This is a genomic window from Candidatus Methylomirabilota bacterium (assembly GCA_036002485.1).
Classification (GTDB): Bacteria; Methylomirabilota; Methylomirabilia; order Rokubacteriales; family CSP1-6; genus AR37.
In genome coordinates this window covers 1-18070 of the sequence record DASYTI010000162.1, presented here as the reverse complement: position 1 = coordinate 18070, position 18070 = coordinate 1, and the positions used below count along the sequence as shown (strand labels likewise).

General features: G+C 67.3%; 17 protein-coding genes. 8 read left to right on the top strand and 9 right to left on the bottom strand.

The features are described from left to right. Positions 1–918 precede the first annotated feature (918 nt). The gene (locus VGT00_15410; GenBank protein ID HEV8532808.1) at positions 919–1290 is read right to left on the bottom strand and encodes a response regulator; all 372 of its coding nucleotides are present in this window, start codon (positions 1288–1290) and stop codon (positions 919–921) included. A 363-nt stretch (positions 1291–1653) separates the two neighbouring features. On the opposite strand from VGT00_15410, the gene VGT00_15405 reads away from it, so the two are divergent. Beyond that, the gene (locus VGT00_15405) at positions 1654–2355 is read left to right on the top strand and encodes a Crp/Fnr family transcriptional regulator (GenBank protein ID HEV8532807.1); all 702 of its coding nucleotides are present in this window, start codon (positions 1654–1656) and stop codon (positions 2353–2355) included. A 135-nt stretch (positions 2356–2490) separates the two neighbouring features. Beyond that, positions 2491–2931, top strand: coding sequence for a response regulator (locus VGT00_15400; GenBank protein HEV8532806.1), 441 nt, complete (start codon positions 2491–2493; stop codon positions 2929–2931). Positions 2932–3227: 296 nt separating this feature from the next. On the opposite strand, the gene VGT00_15395 is transcribed toward VGT00_15400, so the two are convergent. The 5 genes from VGT00_15395 to VGT00_15375 form a co-directional block, all read right to left on the bottom strand. Next, positions 3228–4055 carry an ABC transporter permease gene (locus VGT00_15395; protein HEV8532805.1) on the bottom strand — a complete coding sequence of 276 codons (828 nt, stop codon included), beginning with the start codon at positions 4053–4055 and terminating at the stop codon, positions 3228–3230. A gap of 6 nt (positions 4056–4061) precedes the next feature. Further along, on the bottom strand, positions 4062–5012 hold the full coding sequence (locus VGT00_15390; protein ID HEV8532804.1) for an ABC transporter permease: 951 nt from the start codon (positions 5010–5012) through the stop codon (positions 4062–4064). 48 nt (positions 5013–5060) lie between these two features. Continuing rightward, positions 5061–6623, bottom strand: a complete 1563-nt coding sequence (locus VGT00_15385; GenBank protein HEV8532803.1) for an ABC transporter substrate-binding protein — start codon at positions 6621–6623, stop codon at positions 5061–5063. A 155-nt stretch (positions 6624–6778) separates the two neighbouring features. After that, positions 6779–7966 carry a cytochrome P450 gene (locus VGT00_15380; GenBank protein HEV8532802.1) on the bottom strand — a complete coding sequence of 396 codons (1188 nt, stop codon included), beginning with the start codon at positions 7964–7966 and terminating at the stop codon, positions 6779–6781. A gap of 19 nt (positions 7967–7985) precedes the next feature. After that, complete coding sequence (locus VGT00_15375) at positions 7986–8234, bottom strand: DUF1272 domain-containing protein (GenBank protein HEV8532801.1); 249 nt, start codon at positions 8232–8234, stop codon at positions 7986–7988. A gap of 157 nt (positions 8235–8391) precedes the next feature. On the opposite strand from VGT00_15375, the gene VGT00_15370 reads away from it, so the two are divergent. The 4 genes from VGT00_15370 (at position 8392) to VGT00_15355 (ending at position 12945) form a co-directional block, all read left to right on the top strand. Beyond that, positions 8392–9771 (top strand): CUAEP/CCAEP-tail radical SAM protein, encoded by a 1380-nt coding sequence (locus tag VGT00_15370; GenBank protein ID HEV8532800.1) that lies wholly within the window; start codon positions 8392–8394, stop codon positions 9769–9771. A 285-nt stretch (positions 9772–10056) separates the two neighbouring features. After that, positions 10057–11298: an LLM class flavin-dependent oxidoreductase gene (locus VGT00_15365; protein HEV8532799.1), complete on the top strand. Its 1242-nt coding sequence runs from the start codon at positions 10057–10059 to the stop codon at positions 11296–11298. Between the two features lie 120 nt (positions 11299–11418). Further along, on the top strand, positions 11419–11685 hold the full coding sequence (locus VGT00_15360; GenBank protein ID HEV8532798.1) for a hypothetical protein: 267 nt from the start codon (positions 11419–11421) through the stop codon (positions 11683–11685). An 84-nt stretch (positions 11686–11769) separates the two neighbouring features. Then, positions 11770–12945 (top strand): glycosyltransferase, encoded by a 1176-nt coding sequence (locus tag VGT00_15355; GenBank protein ID HEV8532797.1) that lies wholly within the window; start codon positions 11770–11772, stop codon positions 12943–12945. On the opposite strand, the gene VGT00_15350 is transcribed toward VGT00_15355, so the two are convergent. Together VGT00_15350 and VGT00_15345 are read right to left on the bottom strand one after the other, a co-directional pair. Then, positions 12898–13410, bottom strand: coding sequence for an MGMT family protein (locus VGT00_15350; GenBank protein HEV8532796.1), 513 nt, complete (start codon positions 13408–13410; stop codon positions 12898–12900). The two genes, VGT00_15355 and VGT00_15350, sit on opposite strands and share 48 nt — an antisense overlap. A gap of 133 nt (positions 13411–13543) precedes the next feature. After that, positions 13544–14002, bottom strand: a complete 459-nt coding sequence (locus VGT00_15345; GenBank protein ID HEV8532795.1) for a ClbS/DfsB family four-helix bundle protein — start codon at positions 14000–14002, stop codon at positions 13544–13546. Positions 14003–14184: 182 nt separating this feature from the next. Here VGT00_15345 and VGT00_15340 point away from each other — a divergent pair, with 182 nt between their 5' ends. Further along, complete coding sequence (locus VGT00_15340; protein HEV8532794.1) at positions 14185–15288, top strand: FAD-dependent oxidoreductase; 1104 nt, start codon at positions 14185–14187, stop codon at positions 15286–15288. 134 nt (positions 15289–15422) lie between these two features. Here VGT00_15340 and VGT00_15335 read toward each other — a convergent pair whose 3' ends face one another. Continuing rightward, positions 15423–17036 (bottom strand): DHA2 family efflux MFS transporter permease subunit, encoded by a 1614-nt coding sequence (locus VGT00_15335; GenBank protein ID HEV8532793.1) that lies wholly within the window; start codon positions 17034–17036, stop codon positions 15423–15425. A 158-nt stretch (positions 17037–17194) separates the two neighbouring features. Between VGT00_15335 and VGT00_15330 the strand changes: the two genes are divergently transcribed. Beyond that, positions 17195–18070, top strand: an 876-nt coding sequence (locus tag VGT00_15330) for a TauD/TfdA family dioxygenase (protein ID HEV8532792.1), incomplete at its 3' end; no start/stop codon positions are given.

Genomic DNA, 18070 nt, shown 5'->3' with positions numbered 1-18070 from the left:
CGCGAGCGGTTGGCTCTTTCCCGCACCTCACAAGGTCTGGGCAGGAAGAGGGACCGGGCATATCTGCATAGTCTGCGGGACAACCATCGCACCGTCCGAAGTGGAAAATGAGGTCGTCGGACCTGCGACGGTCTGGTCGCACTTGCCCTGCTATTCAATCTGGCGCGAAGAATCAGAGACCTACGAAAGGTTGAGTGGGGCGGACGGGACCGGGTACCTTGCCGATCTGCGTCAGACGGTGCGTGAGGGATTCGCGAACGGGACTCTCTTCGTGTTGCCGCATGAGCAGTCGTGGTCCGGGCGAGGGGTGAGTGACATTTGCGCCGTGTGCGGCAAGCCGATCTTTGCTGCTGAGTCGTCGCAAAACGTCATCGCAGTGCGAAATGCGCACGCGCATCTGGTCTGCTACCGAGCATGGCTCCTTGAGTCAATAGCGAGCAGGAAATCGGATGGATTGCCCTCGGCAGAATCTCGCGACGATGGCGACGCCTAGGGAGAATCCGACTCAACCGTGACGGCATTGCCTCGGCACCCCCAAGAAACGCCGGGCGTCGTCCACGTTGTTCGCCCTGATCGTCCTGGCCTTCAGCCGACGACGACGGAATTTTCAGTCAGCTTCGGGGGCCACAAAGACGGCGTGGGGACGATTGAGTTGGGTAGGCCGAAGGGCTTTGAGGCCCTGACCGCACTTCTGCGGAAGCTCCGCGTACCGCCCTCCGAGATCGAAACAGCATGCCGAGTGCTGACGGTCGAGCCACACCACGAGATTCCCGACGTGACGGTGACCCGGGGTATCTTCCGAGAACTCGGGCGGTAGCATCTGGGTCTACATCACCCGTTCTCGCTCCCATACCGCGACGCATCGTATGTGGACGTGGTGAGCCTCGAAGGGGCGGTCACCGGTGAGGCAACACCGAGCTACACATCACGCGCAACGACGTCCTGAACAACTTGCCGAAGGCGCTCAGGGGAGTAGGGCTTGGTGAGGACGGGAACGGGTCGGCCCCCGTATTGAGTCTGGAACCCGCCGGGCTTCTCGCCAGTCACAAACACGAAGCGGGGCGCGAGGTGTGGCCAGCCATGCTCGACACGTCGATAAAGATCCTCGCCGTTCATCCCGGGCATCCGAAGGTTGCTCAGGATCACGTCGTAGCTGCCTCCCGCGAGCAGTTCGAGTGCCTCCCGCCCGTCCTCGGCCGTCTCGACATGGTGGCCGTCCAACCCTAACGTCACGGCGAGCAGCTCCCGCGTATCGGGTTCATCCTCTACAACCAAGATCCGGTAGGCCATCGCCCCCGCCGCCTCCAATGCCCGGGTCGCGGTGCTAGCTTACCTCAGGAGCATAGGGGATGCCGATCCGAAAGATGGGCAGTCTGCCATGGGAAGGCCCAAAGGGTCGCTTGTGCGGCATCGCCATAAGAAAGCTTCTTCCATTACGGCAAGGACTACCGAGTGCGATTCGCCCACTCGCCGTGCGGAATAGCTGTCCATGTCGAAGAAAACCCCTTGGCTCCGCTGGGCTTCCTATGTCGGGTAAGCGACAGACATCGGCCTCTCGACCGTATTAGAGTACCGGGCAGTCTTTCACAAACGGCCGGTCCGTCGCACGTGTAGAGTGCTCAGCCGACGAAGGAGAACATTCTGCCCGACGCGGTGCAACCCCGCTCCGCCGGCAATCGCATCCTGGCCGGTCTTTCACGCAAGGATCACGCACGGATCGCGCCCCACCTGCTACGGACCCCGCTGAACGCCGGCCAGGTCCTGTACGAGCCAGGCGGCACCATGCAGTGGGCGTATTTCCCGGACACGGCCATCGTCTCCATCCTCTCTCAGGCAGACGATGGGACCTCCATCGAGGTCAGCCTCGTCGGCGGCGAAGGGGTGATCGGTATCCCCATCGTCCTCAGATCTCACGTGTTGCCATACAGAATCGTGGTGCAGGGGCCGGGCACGGCGTGGAGAATGAAGGCCGATGTGCTGCGCAAGGAGTTCGATCGCTGCGGTCAGCTCCACAAGCTGCTGTTGCACTACCTGCACACCCTGATCGTTCAGCTATCCCAGTCGAGCGCCTGCAATCAGTTTCACACGACACGGCAGCGTCTCTGTCGATGGCTGCTGACATCACAGGACCTCTCGGGGTCGAGCGAGCTCCAATCCACGCAGGAGTTTCTCTCGCAGATGCTGGGGGTGAATCGCAGCAGCGCCAATCAGGCTGCCCGCTCCTTGCAGAGGGCAGGCCTGATCCGCTACCGCCGCGGCCGCATCACCATCCTCAATCGGGCTGGGCTCGAGACGGCGGCCTGTGAGTGCTATCGCATCATACGAAGTGAGTTCGACCGCTTCTTTCGCCGGTAGCCGTCGCCCGCTCTCGCTGGCCAGGCACAGATTCCTTTCGGCAATCTGTCGGATACTCGACAGACAGCGAGAATTTTTCGGGCTAGGGTAGCGTCTGACCTTCATTGGCTATTCTTTGAATGCTCGATGTATCGCGTGGGTGGGCAAGGGGCCCGGATCACCATGGGGAAGGAGACGACGAAGGAGGTCGTGGCAGGGGAGGCCGTCTCCCGCCGAATTCTCGTGACCGACGACGACGTCGATGGCGCGGAGACTCTTGCCATCGTCCTCCGCATGGCCGGGCACGAGGTGCAGATCGCTTCCGACGGCCCGTCCACCTTGAAGCTCGCGGCCGAATTTCAGCCCGACGTCGTGTTCCTCGACGTCGGCATGCCCGGCATGGACGGCTTCGAGACGGCCCGGCAGCTTCGCCAGAGCGTCGGGCTCCACAACGCCTTGCTGGTGGCCCTGACCGGCTACGGCCGAGAGGAGGACCGCCGGCGGTCCGTTGAAGCAGGATTCGATCACTTTCTCGTCAAGCCCGCCCCGCCGAAGCTCTTGAGCGATCTCGCCATCCAGGCTCGCCCGGCCCGCTAGTTCCCCTTCTCCTCGCCCCGCCCACGCGGGGACGACTCGAGCCCTCGGCTAGCGGTCTGTCCAAGCAATTTCCCTGCCCTCGCGAGCAAGAGTGTTCCGCTTCGAGCGCCGGCTTCGCCGGCGCAATTCTCAGATTACTCGCCTCAGACGGCGGGGCGTCCTCATACGGCTCGCCTCGCACGCGGGGCCCCAGCCCCCGGCCGTGCTGCGGCTCCTACTGCGCCCGCGACGTCCTCCGGCTCGCACTGCGTCGGGGGGAGGCTTCGGAAGGGGGGCAGAGCCCCCCTCCGAGCTCCCTAGCGCGGATACGTCCGCGGATCGAGGAGATCGCGCAGGGCGTCGCCCACCAGGTTGAGGGCGAGCACGATCACGAAGATGGCCAGCCCGGGCAGCATGACCACATGCGGACTCAGGATCACGAACTGACGTGAGGTCGCCAGCATGCTGCCCCAGTCGGCAGTGGGCGGTTGGGTGCCGAGCCCGAGGAAGGAGAGTCCGGCCGTGGCGAGGATCTTCGCCCCGACATCCAGGCTGAAGGCCACGATGACGGGCGAGAGAAGCTGCGGAACGATGTGACGGACGAGGATCAGGCGATCCGGGCTGCCGAGCGCGCGCGCGGCCTCCACGAACTCGCGCTCGCGGACGGACAGCACGATGCCGCGCACGAGCCGCGTGTAGATCGGGAAGCCCACGATGGTGATGGCGATCATCGCGTTGCGCAGGCCGGGGCCGAGCCCGGCCACGATGGCGATGGCCAGGAGGATATAGGGGAAGGCCATGAGGATGTCCGTGAGCCGCATGACCACCGTCTCCGTCCACCCCGTGTAGTAGCCGCCCACGATCCCGAGCACGACGCCGATCAGCATGGCCGCCCCCGCCGTGGCGACCCCGGCCAGGAGAGAGACCCGCGCGCCCCAGATGAGCCGCGCGAGCAGGTCCCGGCCGAACTCGTCGGTGCCGAGCCAGTGTCCGGAGGTCAGGGGCGGGCGCAGCCGATTGGGCGTATCCACGGCGTCGGGATCGCCGAGGGGCAGGTGGGGGGCGAGGAGGGCCGCGGCCGCCGCGGCCAGGATGACGAGGAATGCCCAAGCGGCCAGCCGATTCTTGGAGAGCCGTCTATTCACGCCGGCTCATTCATAGTGGATGCGCGGGTCGAGGTACACGTAGAGGAGATCGACGGCGAGGTTGATGAGGACGAAGGTCAGAGCGATGACGAGGACGCAGCCCTGGACGATGGGAAAATCGCGGGCCAGGATGCCCTGGACCATGAGCAATCCCACGCCGGGCCAGGCGAAGACGGTTTCCGTGAGCACGGCGCCGCCCAGGAGATAGCCGGCCTGGACCCCGACCACGGTGACGATGGGGATGAGGGCGTTCTTGAGCCCGTGCCGGAAGACGACCCGCCCCTCGATCAACCCCTTGGCGCGCGCCGTCCGGATATAGTCCTGGCCGAGGACGTCGAGCATGGTGCTGCGGGTGAGGCGGGCGATGATGGTCATGGAGGCCGCGGCCAGGGTCAGCGCGGGCAGCACCAGATGCGCGGCCAGATCGCGCAGGTCGCCGCCGCCATAGGGCGCCCACATCCCGGAGGCGGGCAGCCAGCCGAGCCACAGCGAGAAGACGACCATGAGCACGATGCCGAGCCAGAAGACGGGCATGCTCGCGCCGAAGAGCGAGGTGACCGCGCTCATCCGGTCGAGGAGCGAGTGTGGGCGCACGGCCGAGGCGACCCCGAGGGCGATGCCCCCGAGGGTGGAGAGGAGCAGGCCGCTGCCCGTCAGGACGAGGGTCGCCTGGAATCGGTGGAGCACCTCGTCCAGGACGGGGCGCTTCATCCAGAGCGACCGTCCGAGATCCCCGCGCAGGACGTGGCTCATCCAGCGGAAGTACTGGACGTGCAGCGGCTCCGTCAGCCCGAGCTCGCGCCGGAGGCGCGCGAGATCTTCCTGGGTCGCCTGGGAGCCCAGCATGATCTCCGCGGGGTCGCCCGGGGAGAGATGGAGGACCATGAAGACGACGATGGAGACGCCGAGCAGGACCGGTACGAGCAGGAGGAGCCGCCGCGCGATATAGCCCCTCAACCGATTAACCTCTCAAAGGGCGATCTAACCTCTCAAAAGGGGGCGGGCTCACCTGAGCGAGATCGTCTCCACGCGCAGGTCGAAGCTTGGATGGAGCTTGAAGCCCTGCACGCGCTTCGACAGCGCGGCAATCTGGATCTCGTGATCGACGAAGACCCAGGGGGCGTCGTCCACCAGGATGCGCTGCGCCTCGCGGTAGAGCTGGGTGCGCTTGGCCTGATCGGTGGTCAGCCGCGCCTGCTGGAGCAAGGCGTCGAAGCGCGGGTTCTTGTAGAGCGCGCGGTTGGGACCGACCGGGGTCCACTGGCTCGAATGCAGGAGCGGGTACATGACCATGTCGGGATCTTCCGTGCCCGCCATCCACGACAGCGCGAACAGCTCCTGCTCCTTCGTGCGCAGCTTGGCCAGATAGGCGCCCCACTCCATGGTCTGAAGCGTGACATTGACCCCCACGGCCTTGAGGTTGGACTGCATGACCGTGCTCATGGCCACGGGCGCCTGCATGCCCGAGCCCGACTCCGGCACCCAGAGGGTCGTCGAGAAGCCGCTCGGATAGCCGGCCTCGGCCAGGAGCTTCTTGGCGCGCTCGGGATCATAGGGATAGGCCTTGAGCGCGGGATCGGCCCCCCAGGTGCCCGGCAGGACGGGGCCCCGCGAGGAGGCGCCCGTGCCCTTGAGCACGTCCTTCACGATCGCCTCCTTGTTGACCGCGTAGTTCAGCGCCTGGCGCACGCGCTTGTCATCGAAGGGCTTCCTCTGATTGTTCATGCCGAGATACCAGACATGCGCTCCCACCTGCTTGAGGAGCGTGATCTTCGCGTTCTGCTCGAGCTGACCGACGAAGTCGGCGGGCACGCCGACGATGACATCGAGCGTCCCCGTGAGGAGCTCGGTCAGTCGCGCCTGATCCTCGACGATGGGGCGGTAGATCACGCGCTCGACCTTCACGGGATATTTCCAGTAGGCTGGGTTCTTCTCGAGCACGACGCGCTGGCCGCGGTCCCAGGAGGCGAAGCGGAAGGGACCCGTGCCCACCGGATGCGTCGGATAGTCCGGCCCCCACTTCATCACGGCGGTCGGGCTCACGATGGAGGCCGCCCCCGCCGTCAGGATGGCCAGGAAGGAGGCCCGCGGCTCGTTCAGGAGAAAGGCCACGCGTTCCTCGCTTAGCACCTCCACGGCCTTCACGTTGCCGAAGAAGAAATTCGCGAAGGGGTACTTGCCGAGCTTGTAGGCAGGATGGTTGGGATTGATCTGGCGCTCGATGGAGAACTTCACGGCCTCGGCGTTCAGCGGCGTGCCGTCGTGGAAGGTGATACCCCGCCGCAGCTTGAACGTGTACTGCAGGCCGTCTTTCGAGATGGTCCAGGACTCCGCGAGGCCGGGCACGACCTGCGTGCTCTCCTCGGGGAAGGTGACCAGGGTCTCGACGATGCGCCGTCCCACGCGGTTCGAGTTGAGGTCGGTGACCTGGGGCGGATCGAGGTTGACCGGCTCGGCGACGAGGCCGACCACCAGCGTCCCCGCGGGCTGGGCGCCCACCGGCGCTGCCCAGAAACCGAGAGCCACGGTCATGGTGATGATCGATGCGAGGGTGCGTCCCATTGTCATCACGAGCCTCCGTCTCTGGCGTCGGACCGCTGGGCGGAACATACACTGCGCGCCGCCCCGGCACAAGGTCACGCCCTTCTTGGAGAAGCCCTCAAAGAAGCTCGTCAAAGTTCTGAGGAAGTCTGTGTAAGTATAGGCCAAAGCTAGATCTTCCATCACTCCCACAAAGGAATCCGTGCGTTTACCGAAGCACGATAGCTCGGCGCATCCGCGAATTCCTCGATGCGGCTGCCCGAGGACATGAGCTGCTGAACCCCGGCCTCGGCAATGCTGGCCGCAAGCGACTCGCCCGGGCAGCCATGCGCGCCGGCGCCGAAGGTGAAGACGCGCCGGTTCTCCCTGAGCGTCTCGAATCGCTCGGGATCGGGATTGGCCACAGGGTCGCGGTTGGCGGCGGCCAGGACGACGAGGATGGCATCGCCTTCCTTCATCTGCTGTCCCAGGATCGTTCCCGAACCGGCGAGGAAGCGGCGCGTATTCTGGATGGGCGGGTCGTAGCGGAGGACCTCCAGAACGACGTGACGAAGAAGACTGGGGTCGCCCGCGACCTGCGCGCGCAAGCGGCGCCGAGAGATCAGGGCCAGGAGCGTATTGCCGATGAGGCCGGCGGTGGCCTCGTAGGACTGGGAGAGAAGGCCGATGCCGTTCGCGACGATGACGTCGGTATCCGCGTGACCGAGGCGTGATGCCGCGCGAGCGAGAGCGGCCAGGAGACCTTCGGTCTGCCCGCCCGCCAGCAGACAACGGACGAGATCGAGGAGCTGACCTGCCGCCGTCTTGCTCTGCTCGATCTGCTCGGGGGTGCTGAGGGGCGACAGGCAGCGCACGAAGTCGCCGGTCCACCGCGCGACGTGCCCCAGCCCGTCCGCAGGAATTCCGAGCAGGCTCGCCACGACATGGACGGGTAGTCGAAAGGCAAAGTCAGCGAGGCGAAGGCCATCGGCCATCGGCCTCAGCTCGTTCGCGAGAGTCCGAGCCGAGGTCTTGCTCTGTTCAGCAACTCGGATCCCGTCGACCGAATCAAGCGTAGCGGAGATGGCCTGCTTGAAAGGGCAGTGGCCCGGGCCATCGTTCATGCGAACGAGATGCCGGAAGATGTCTGCGGCCGGCGATCCCAGCAGCGCCCTGGGAACGGGCTCGGCGGGCGGGCGCACCCGGCAGAGATCGCTGGTCAGTACCGCCGTCACCGCTTCCGCGCTCGAGGCAACCCAGAGCCCGAGGGCCTCGTCTCGGTAGAACGGCTTCTCAGCAACCAGCCTCGCGTAGTACGGATACGGGTCCCGATGCGTCACCGCCGCGATGGGATCTCGTGGAAAGTCCTCTTCCGTATGCCGCGGACTCAAGCGGCGTGCCCAATGATGATCATCTCGCGGTGACGCAGGGTTCTTGCTTGAGGACACGCGCCGTCGACGCGGGATGCGTGGTCAGCGCGGCCGCGGGACGGATGGGGCGTCGGACCAGCTCGCCCCCGCAATTCGGACAGCGGCCGTGCAAGATCCCTTCAGCGCACGCTCGACAGAACGTGCACTCGAAGGAGCAGATGCGCGCCTCGGGCGAGTCCGGAGGAAGATCCCGGTCACAACATTCGCAATTCGGCCGCAATTGGAGCATGGCCCCTCCAGGAAGCTGGGTCGAGTCGTGCGGCAAGGATAGCCGATATTCGCGCTATCCTGCGGGCCGCGCGAGGAGCGCGTATACTCGAGGAGGCGAGAGCACCGACATGAAATCGACGGAGAGACCTGCGATGCTGGACACGGGCCGTTCCCCCCTGAGAAATGAGGGGGCCGTCCTTCTCCTGTCCTGCTACGAGCTCGGCCACCAGCCGCTCGCCCTGGCTTCTCCGCTGGCATTCCTGGAGCGCGCGGGCTTCGCGCCCGCGGCGCTCGACCTCTCCGTGGAGCCATTCGATCCCGGCCAGGCGGCGCGCGCGCGGTTCGTGGGCATCTCCGTTCCCATGCACACGGCTCTTCGCCTGGGCATGCGCGTGGCCGAGGAAGTGCGCCGCGTGAATCCTGGCTGCCACATCTGCTTCTACGGACTCTATGCCTCGCTGAACGCCCACTACCTTCTGACCCATGGGGGGAACTCCGTCCTCGGCGGCGAGTTCGAGTCGGCCCTGGTCGCCCTGGTCGAGGCGCTGGAGACGGGCCGATCCGGGGCCGTCGAAGGCGTTCACCTGAAGGACCATCCCGCGAGCCCTGTGTTGAAGCGCCTGGCCTTTGTTCCGCCGAGCCGGGCCGCGCTTCCCGCGCTCAGGAGCTATGCCCACCTCGAGGAGGATGGGTCGCGGCGCCTCGTCGGCTATGTCGAGGCCAGCCGCGGATGCCTGCACCATTGCCTGCACTGTCCAATCCCGCCCGTCTATGACGGACGCTTCTTCGTGGTCTCGCAGGATATTGTCCTCGCCGATATCGGCGGGCTCGTGGGTGACGGCGCCACCCACATCACCTTCGGCGACCCGGACTTCCTTAACGGGCCCGGCCACTCGATGGCGGTGGTCCGCGCCATGCACGCGGCATGGCCGTCTCTCACCTTCGACTTCACCGCCAAGGTCGAGCACATCCTGAAGCGACCGGAGCTTCTCCCCGCCCTCCGGCAGCTCGGCTGTGTGTTCATGATCTCGGCCGTGGAGTCGCTCAGCGACACCGTGCTCGCCAACCTCGAGAAGGGTCACGCGTGCGCGGACGTTCCGCGCGCGCTTCGAATCGTCAGGGAGGCGGGCATCGCCTTCCGGCCGACCTGGGTGGCGTTCACGCCGTGGACGACGCTCGAAGACTATCTGGACATGCTCGCCTTCATCGAAAGGGAAGGGCTGATCGACCATGTCGACCCGGTCCAGCTCACCCTTCGGCTTCTCGTGCCGCCCGGCTCGGCCCTGCTGAGCCGAGAGGCGATCAGGCCCTATCTCGGGCCGCTCGACCGCGCGTCCTTCAGTTATCGCTGGAGTCACCCGGACCCGCGCATGGACGATCTCCAGCGGCAGATGAGTCGCCTCGTGGAAGCCTCGGTGAGCGAGGACGCCAGCGCGACATTCTACAAGGGGAAGGCGCTGGCGCATTCGGTGGCCGGGCGACCGCTGGACGCTGTTCCCTCGCTGGCGCCCGACCGGCGGCGTCCCCCGAAACTCACCGAGGCGTGGTTTTGCTGAGCGGAGCCTACCGAGGGCCAGTTCGGCCCTCTGAAGCCGGCGCTTCACGAAGGCGTGGCCGGCGTGATCGTCTAGCAGGTTGATGGCAAACTCGCAGGCTGCTCAAAAAGGTCCAGATGCGAGGCGGCGGCCGAAGGTCGCACGCGAGGCGTACTCTCTGTACGTTGAGCGTGCGGATCGACTCAGCTCTCGTCTCGCGACGGCCTGGGGCCGCCGCTCAACTCGAAGGGCGGGGCGCCAACGAAGCAGATGGGCATTTTTCAGCAGCCTGCTAGATTGGCCGACATGAAGTTCGGGATCTTCTACGAGCATCAGCTCCCGCGGCCCTGGGGGCCCGACAGCGAGCATCGGCTCCTGCAGGACTCGCTGACCCAGATCGAGCTGGCCGACGGGCTCGGCTATGACTACGCGTGGGAGGTGGAGCACCACTTCCTCGAGGAGTACTCGCACTCCTCCGCGCCGGAAGTCTTCCTCGGCGCGGCGAGCCAGCGCACGAGCCGGATCCGGCTCGGTCACGGGATCATCCAGCTTCCCACCAATCATCCGATTCGCGTGGCGGAGCGCGTGGCTACCCTCGATCTCCTGAGCGGCGGCCGCGTGGAGCTGGGTCTCGGCGAGGGGCAGGGGCCCGTGGAGCTCCATCCGTTCGGGCGGCGCGTGCGCGACAAGCGGGAGGTGTGGGAGGAAGCGGTGCGTGTGCTCATCCCGTGCTTCACGCAGGAGGCCATCGAGTTCCACGGTCAGTTCTTCGACTTCCCGGCGCGAAACGTCATTCCCAAGCCCTTCCAGAAGCCGCACCCCCCTCTGTGGGTCGCCTGCTCCAATATCACGACCATCGGCAGCGCCGGGCAATGGGGGATGGGAGCGCTCGGCTTCCAGTTCGTGACGCCGGAAGCCGCGCGCGCCTGGGTGAGCGAGTACTACGCCAACCTGATCGACCACCCGGCCAAGCTCGCCGACTATCCGACCAATGCCAATATCGCCATGGTCAGCGCCTTCATGTGTGCGCCCACCGACGAGGAGGCGCAGGCCAAGGCGGCGGGCTGGACCTTCTTCGTGTTCTGCCTCTCGCACTACGGCAAGCACGGCATGGCCGAGCCCGGGCGCGGCAACATGTGGCAGCTCTACCAGGAGTGGCGGCACACGCCCAAGGCCCAGGAAACGCTGCGGGCGGGCTTGATCGGCTCGCCCGACACGATCAGGCGGCGGCTGCGCGAGTTCGAGGCCGCGCACGTGGACCAGGTGATCCTGCTCAACCAGACCGGACGCACGCCTCACGAGGACATCTGCGCCAGCCTCGAGCTCTTCGCCCGCGAGGTCATGCCCGAGTTCCACGGGCGGGAGGCCGCGCATCAGCGCTGGAAGGACGATGTGCTCTCCGGGCGCGCGGGGCTCGAGCGGCTCGACACGTCGGCGCACAAGGTCTATGCCCACCAGAACGAGGACATCGTCCGGCTCACCCCGGAAGAGCTCAAGCGCAAGATGGCCGAGAAGGAAGCGGCGCGGGCAGCGGGCGAAGTTTCTTAATTGAGTCAGGGGGAGCGACCGCCGCTCCTCCCCCGACACTCCCCCACCGGTCATGCGTGAGGCTCCGCGGCCGGGAGACCAGCTCTGAGGACGCGCGCGGATCAGCTCGTCATCGTCGTCTTGCGTCTCCTCGTCATCGCGGTGGTGGCCCTGGCCGCCGTGTACGTGATCGAAGATCTCCGGGTGCGGTTCCGGATGCGCCGAGCAGAAGCCGAGGAAGTTCTTGGCACCGTGACGTTCTACTACGCGACCCTTCGCAAGGACGGCCGGGTCGAGGTCTTCTGGGACCAGCCCCAGGCGGAGATCTGCGTCCAGTCGCTCTTTCCCCACGCCGGCTACCGGCCCTGCTGGTATGCTCGCCGAAGCCCGATCAGAACGATCAGCTAGCCGGCCACGTATCGTTGCACCTCTTCTGTCCCGTTTTCCGAGGCACGGTTTGACCCTATCCGGCCGCTCTGGCAGGATCGCGCCATGGCATCCAAGCGGGCGACGCTCGGAGCGGCGAAGGCCGGGCGCTCCGCCCTCAGGCCCACCCTCGTCCTGCACACCGAAGCGTCGCTCGGCCTCGGGGGACAGGAAATCCGGATCCTCACCGAGACGCGCTGGCTCCTCGCCCACGGATGGAACGCGCTCATCGCCTGCCAGCCGGAGAGCCGGCTCCTTGCCGAGGCCCGCGCCAGCGAGCTGCCGGTGGTGGCGGTGAGGATGCGCGGTCCCGTCGATCCCGCGGGCTTCCTCGCCCTTCGACGGCTGATCCGCCGCGCCGGCGTCGACATCGTCCACACGCACAGCTCGGTGGATAGCTGGCTCGCCACGCTGGCCGCTCGCTCATCGGGTCGGCCGGTGGTGCGCGGTCGCCACGTCAGCATCCCCATCCTCCGCCGCCGCGCCCTCGTCTATCGGCTGGCCGACCGCGTCATCACCACGGGTGACACCATCAAGGCCATCGTGGAGGGCGCGGGAGTCCCCGCGGCGAAGGTGACCTCCGTGCCCGCCGGAGTCGACACCTCCCGCTTCCATGCCCACGTGTCCGGCCAGGCGGTGCGAGAAGAGCTGGGGCTCGGGTCCACCGTTCCGTTGATCGGGCTCGTGGCCAACGTCCGCGGCTCCAAGGGTCACGAGGTCTTCCTGGGCGCCGCCCGTGTCGTGCTCGGCGCCCTCCACGAGGCGCGCTTTCTGATCGTCGGCGACGGCGTCGGCTTCGCTGACGTGGACCGCCGGGTGCGGGACATGGGCCTCGAGGGCGCCGTGGTGATGACGGGCTTCCGGCGGGACATTCCTGAGGTCATGGCCGCCCTCGACGTCCTCGTGCTCCCGTCCACGAGGTCGGAGGCCACCTCGCAGGTGATCCCGCAGGCGCTGGCCGTCGGCACGCCCGTGGTCGCCTCTGCGATCGGCGGCATTCCCGAGATCGTGCGCGATGGCGAGACGGGGTGCCTGGTGCCCCCGGGCGACGCCGTCGCGCTGGCCGAGTCCATCCTCATGCTGCTTCAGGATCCCGTGCGCGCGAGCGCGCTCGCCCGCGCCGGCCAGGCCCTCGTCCACGAGCGCTATACGGTCGACTCGATGATGACGAGCACGACCGCCGTGTACCGGGAGTTACTTCGGGGTCAGGTCCTGCAATCCAACACGCCCCGGGCGGAGTAGCCGCCTCCCCGACCCCTTTACACCGCGGGTGGCTCTCAGCTCGAGCTGGACCGGCGGAGCCGTCGCGCCCTCGATGGCCAGCAGCCTCGCCTTGGTCGCTCGTCCCCCGCGAGCGGAGAATCCCCCCGGCTTGCCGCCCGCGGCCACGATGCGATGGCACGGGATGATGAGGGCGATGGGATTTCTTCCCAGAGCCTGCCCAACCGCCTGGGCTTCGGTCGGTTGGCCCAGGGCCCTGGCAAGCTCGCCGTAGGTCCTCGTCTGTCCCGACGGGATCTCTCGAGCGGCCTCGTACACCTGTCGGGCGAACGGATCCGCTCCGTTCAGGTCGACGGCGATGTCGCGAAGATCCTGGGCGTGGCCCTGGAGGTGCTCGCGTACCCTCTCGATGACCTCGGCAATTGGCGGCGGGGGTACGCTCGACCGGGGCGCGCCGGAGATCCGCGCGATTCTCGATTCAGTCATGTTCGCCGTCGCTTCCGGCAATTGGAGGAATGTCACCGCGGGGGGCCGGGCGGACTGTCCACGGTCCCTCCAGGCGATCCCGCACGAGCCCAGCGGCGTCTCGAAGAGGCAGTAGGCGGCGTGCGTCACGGCGTCATCGGGCGTCCCGTCGCCACTCGCCGATCTGACTCGCGTGCTCCCGGTAGTGTTGCGAGGTGCAGCCCTCGAACAAGCTCCGGCCCGCGGTATCTGGCGCGAAGTGCTCCTCGGGGAGAGCCTGGGCCGCCGCCATGAAGTCCCGGTGGGATGTCTCGAGCTCGGCAAGGACGTCGGGGAGCTTCACCCCTTGGCGGGCCTCGACGAATCTCGCGTTCCACCCGTCGGCGTCGTCGTAGGAGACGCCGTCGGGGTAGGGCGCCTCGCCCCGCCCGAGGCGGTCGAGGGCCGGCCTCATCTCCTGGAGCCAGCCTGAAGCGTGGATGAGGATCTCCCGCACTCCCCACGTGCCAAGCCACCGGTCGCTTGCCCGAGCCTCGTCGAGCCCGGCCATGCTTCGCTGCAGCTCCGTGTAGGCCTCCTGCGCTTCCTTCAATAGGGTCTGCTTCTCTCCCATGGTCCCTCCCGTGGGTGCTGAGATGAGCCTCTCACCACGCGAAGACCCCGGAGGGGGCCGTTCGTGAAATCGACTCGCATCAGGATCTGAGTCACGGTGACCGTTTGGTATGCTAAGGGTCTTTTGCGGCACCGGAAGGACAGATCCTTGCCCGAACCGGCCGCGCCGAGGATGGATCGCGCATGAAGGGAACCGAGATCATCGTGGTGGGCGCCGGGTGTGTGGGCGCCAATGTCGCCTATCGCCTCGCCGAGCGCGGGGCCAGGGTGACCGTGCTGGAGGCGAGCGCGCCGGGCCGCGGCACGTCGAGAGCGAGCTTTGCCTGGACCAACTCCTTCGGCAAGACGCCCCGCGACTACCACGACCTCAATGTCGCGAGCATGGAGGAGCATACCGCCCTCATCAAGGAGCTGGGGGGATCGTGGCTACACCAGGACGGCGCCCTGGCCTGGGAAGAGTCCCCGGCGGGGCGGGAGCGGCTCGATCAGGCGGTGGAGCGGCTCGCGGGGTGGGGCTATTCCGTCGAGCGCATCCCGGCGCAAGAGGCCCGGGAGCTGGAGCCGGATCTCCACATCGCGGCCCACGTCGACGAGGTCGTGTGGACGCCCGGCGAGGGCTACGTGGAGGCGGTGCCTTTCATCGGGGCGCTTCTGGCTCAGGCCTCTCGTCACGGCGCCCGCGTCCTGTCCGGCCAGCGCGTGACGGGGGTGATCCGCGCCGGCCACCGCGTGCGAGGCGTGAGCACCGAGAAGGGCGGCCGCTTCGAGGCCGACGTGGTGGTCGATTGCGCGGGCCAAGCCACGGATGAGATCGCCCACCTCGCGGGAGTGGCCATCCCCCTCGATCGCGTCCCGGGCCGGCTCATCTACACGTCGCCCGTGGCCACGACGCTCCTTCGGCCCATCCACGCGCCCGGCGTCCACTTCAGGCCCGACGGAGCAGGGCGCATCGTGCTCGCCGAGGCCGCTCACGACCACGTGTGGGCCGAGTCCGCCGATCCCTGGCCGGCCGAGCGCTCGCTGGCCGCGGTGGCCGAGCACCTGCCCGCCCTCGCCGGCGGCCGGGTCGAGGCCACGCGCGTCGGCGTGCGGCCCATGCCCCGCGACGAGAGACCGATGCTTGGCGGTGTCCCCGGCCTCGAGGGCTTCTACGTCGTCGTCTCGCACAGCGGGGTCACCTTGGGCCCGCTCTGGGGGCGGATCGTCGCCGCCGAGCTTCTCGAGGGCGCCGTCGACCCGCGACTCGCTCCCTACCGCCCCGCCCGCTTCCTCACGGCTCGGCCCTAGGTAACTCGGAGGGGGGCTCCGCCCCCCTTCCGGAACCTCCCCCCGGACAGATTGCGCCGGCGAAGCCGGCGCTCGAAGCGGAACATCCCTGCTCGCGAGGGCATGGAATTACTTGGACAGACCCCTAGGCCACGTCACACGCTTCCTTCCTCCACCGCCCTCACGGGCGGCCGCTCGGCGTCCGCCGCGCCCGTCGACGACGGCCGCTCCAGCCGGATGCGGCGCATGAAGGGAAGGATGATGGGGACGGCGGCAAACATCACGGCCAGGAGCCAGAAGTCATCTGTGTAGGCGAGCAGCTGGGCCTGCTCCACCGTTTCGCGATAGAGCATGGCCACGGCCTGGCGCTCCGCGGTGAAGGCGTCGCTGCCCCGGGCCGCGAAATGGCTCCCCCACCTCCGCAAGCGCTCCACCGTCTCCGGGTCCCACACGTTGACGTGGCTCACCAGCGTGGACTGGTGAACCTGGCTCCGCTGCGCGAGGAGCGTGGTGGCCACCGCGATTCCCATGCTGCCCCCGAGGTTGCGCAGCATGCCGTAGACGGCGGTGGCGTTGACGAGCTTGTGGCGCTGGATGGTGGCCAGGGCGAGCGTAGAGAGCGGCACGAAGATGAAGCCGACGGCGAACCCCTGGATGAAGCGCGGCATGGCCAGGGCCCAGTAGTCCATCCCCAGGGTGAGGGAGGTCATCATGTACAGGCTGACGGCGTTGAGCAGACAGCCGAAGGCCAGCATCAAGCGCTGGTCGATGCGGGTCACCAGCCCCGAGGCGAACAGGGAGAAGATGTTGCCGAGGCCGCCCGGCGCCAACACCAGCCCCGAGGTCCACGCGTCGTAGCCGAGGAGCTTTTGCGTGAAGACGGCGACGAGGAGCATGCCCGAGAACATCCCGAAGCCCACGATCGAGATGAGGAAGGCGGCCGTGGCGAAGTTGCGGTCGAGGAACACCGTGAGGTCCAGGATGGGATCGTCGGCCATCAGCTCGCGAATCAGGAAGCCGGCGAGCGAGCAGACGGCGACGATGGTCAGGGCGACGATGGTCGACGAGTCGAACCAGTCCTCCCGCTCGCCTCGGTCGAGCACGAGCTGAAGACACCCGAAGCCCGCCACCATCAGTCCCAGGCCCCACCAGTCGATCCGCGCGACCTTGCGCAGATACGGCGGGTCGAACAGGCAGGCGCTGGCCAGCACGAAGCCGACGATCCCCACGGGCAGGTTGATATAGAAGATCCAGCGCCACGACCACTCGTCGGCGAGATAGCCGCCCACCGTCGGTCCCAGGATGGGCCCGAGGATGAAGCCGACGCCCCAGACGGCCATGGCGAGGCCGCGCTGCTGGAAGGGAAAGACCTCCCAGAGGATGGCCTGGGAGAGGGGAATGATCGGACCGCCTCCCAGGCCCTGGAAGATGCGGGCCACGATGAGCGTGGTCAGGTCGGGGGCGGCCCCGGAGACGAACGAGCTGACCACGAACAGCGTGGTGCAGATGAGGAAGAAGCGCCTCCGCCCGAAGAGGCCGACGAGCCACCCGGTGGCCGGAATGACCACGGCATTGGCGGCGAGATAGGAGGTGATCACCCACGACACCTCGTCCAGCCCCGCGGACAGCGAGCCCTGCAGGTGGGGGAGGACGACGTTGGTGACGCTGGTGTCGAGGATCTGCATGAAGGCCACCACCATGACGGTGACGGTGATGGCCCACTTACGGGCCGGAGAGATCGGGGGCGCGTCCGGGGCTGGAGAGGTCATGGCCGGTCCCACGTCAGTGTGGGCCGGGGTGGATCATCCGCCCTTTCCTGAAATGCGGCAAGTGTCCTTCCCACTCTTGCGCTAGGATAGGCGCGGGGAATCGACCGTGCTCCGCCGGGGTCGGAACCGTACGCGCAGGCCATAGGGAGGCCGTCACCATGCCCGTCACTACCCGACAGATCGGGCCGTGCTTCGCCGCCGAGGTCGACGGCGTGGACATGACCAAGCGGCTGTCCGAGGAAGAGGTGGACGCGATCCATGCCGGCATGAACGAGCACGCGGTCCTCGTCTTCCACGATCAGGACATCGACGACGATCAGCAGCTCGCCTTCACCCGCAGCCTCGGGGACATCGAGCACGCCATCGGCACGAGCCTCCGCGCCCCCGACGAGTACCGCCTGCCCACGAGCTTCGCCGACGTGTCCAACCTCGACAAGGACAACAACGTGTACGCCCGGGACGACCGTCGGCGGCTCTTCGCCATCGGCAACCGCCTCTGGCATTCCGACAGCTCGTTCAAGGTGATCCCCGCGAAGTACTCGCTCCTCCACGCCCGCAGCATTCCGTCCAAGGGCGGCAACACCGAGTTCGCCGACATGCGCGCGGCCTACGACGCCCTCGACGCCGAGACCAGGGCCGAGATCGAGGATCTGATCTGCGAGCACTCGCAGATCTTCTCGCGCCAGCAGCTCGGCTTCACCGACTTCACCGACGAGGAGCGCGAGCGCTTCAAGCCGGTGCGCCAGCGCCTGGTGCGCACGCACCCCGCCACGGGGCGCAAGTCGCTCTATCTCGCCTCCCACGCTGGCGGCATCCTCGGCTGGCCGGTGCCGGAGGCGCGCGCCTTCCTGCGCGATCTCGTCGAGCACGCCACCCAGCGGCAGTTCGTCTATGCCCACAAGTGGCGGGTGGGCGATCTCGTGATGTGGGACAACCGCCGGACCATGCATCGCGCCCGGCCCTTTCCCGCCCACGAGCCGCGCGACATGCGGCGCACCACGCTCATGGGCGACGGGCCGACCGTGCCTCAGGCC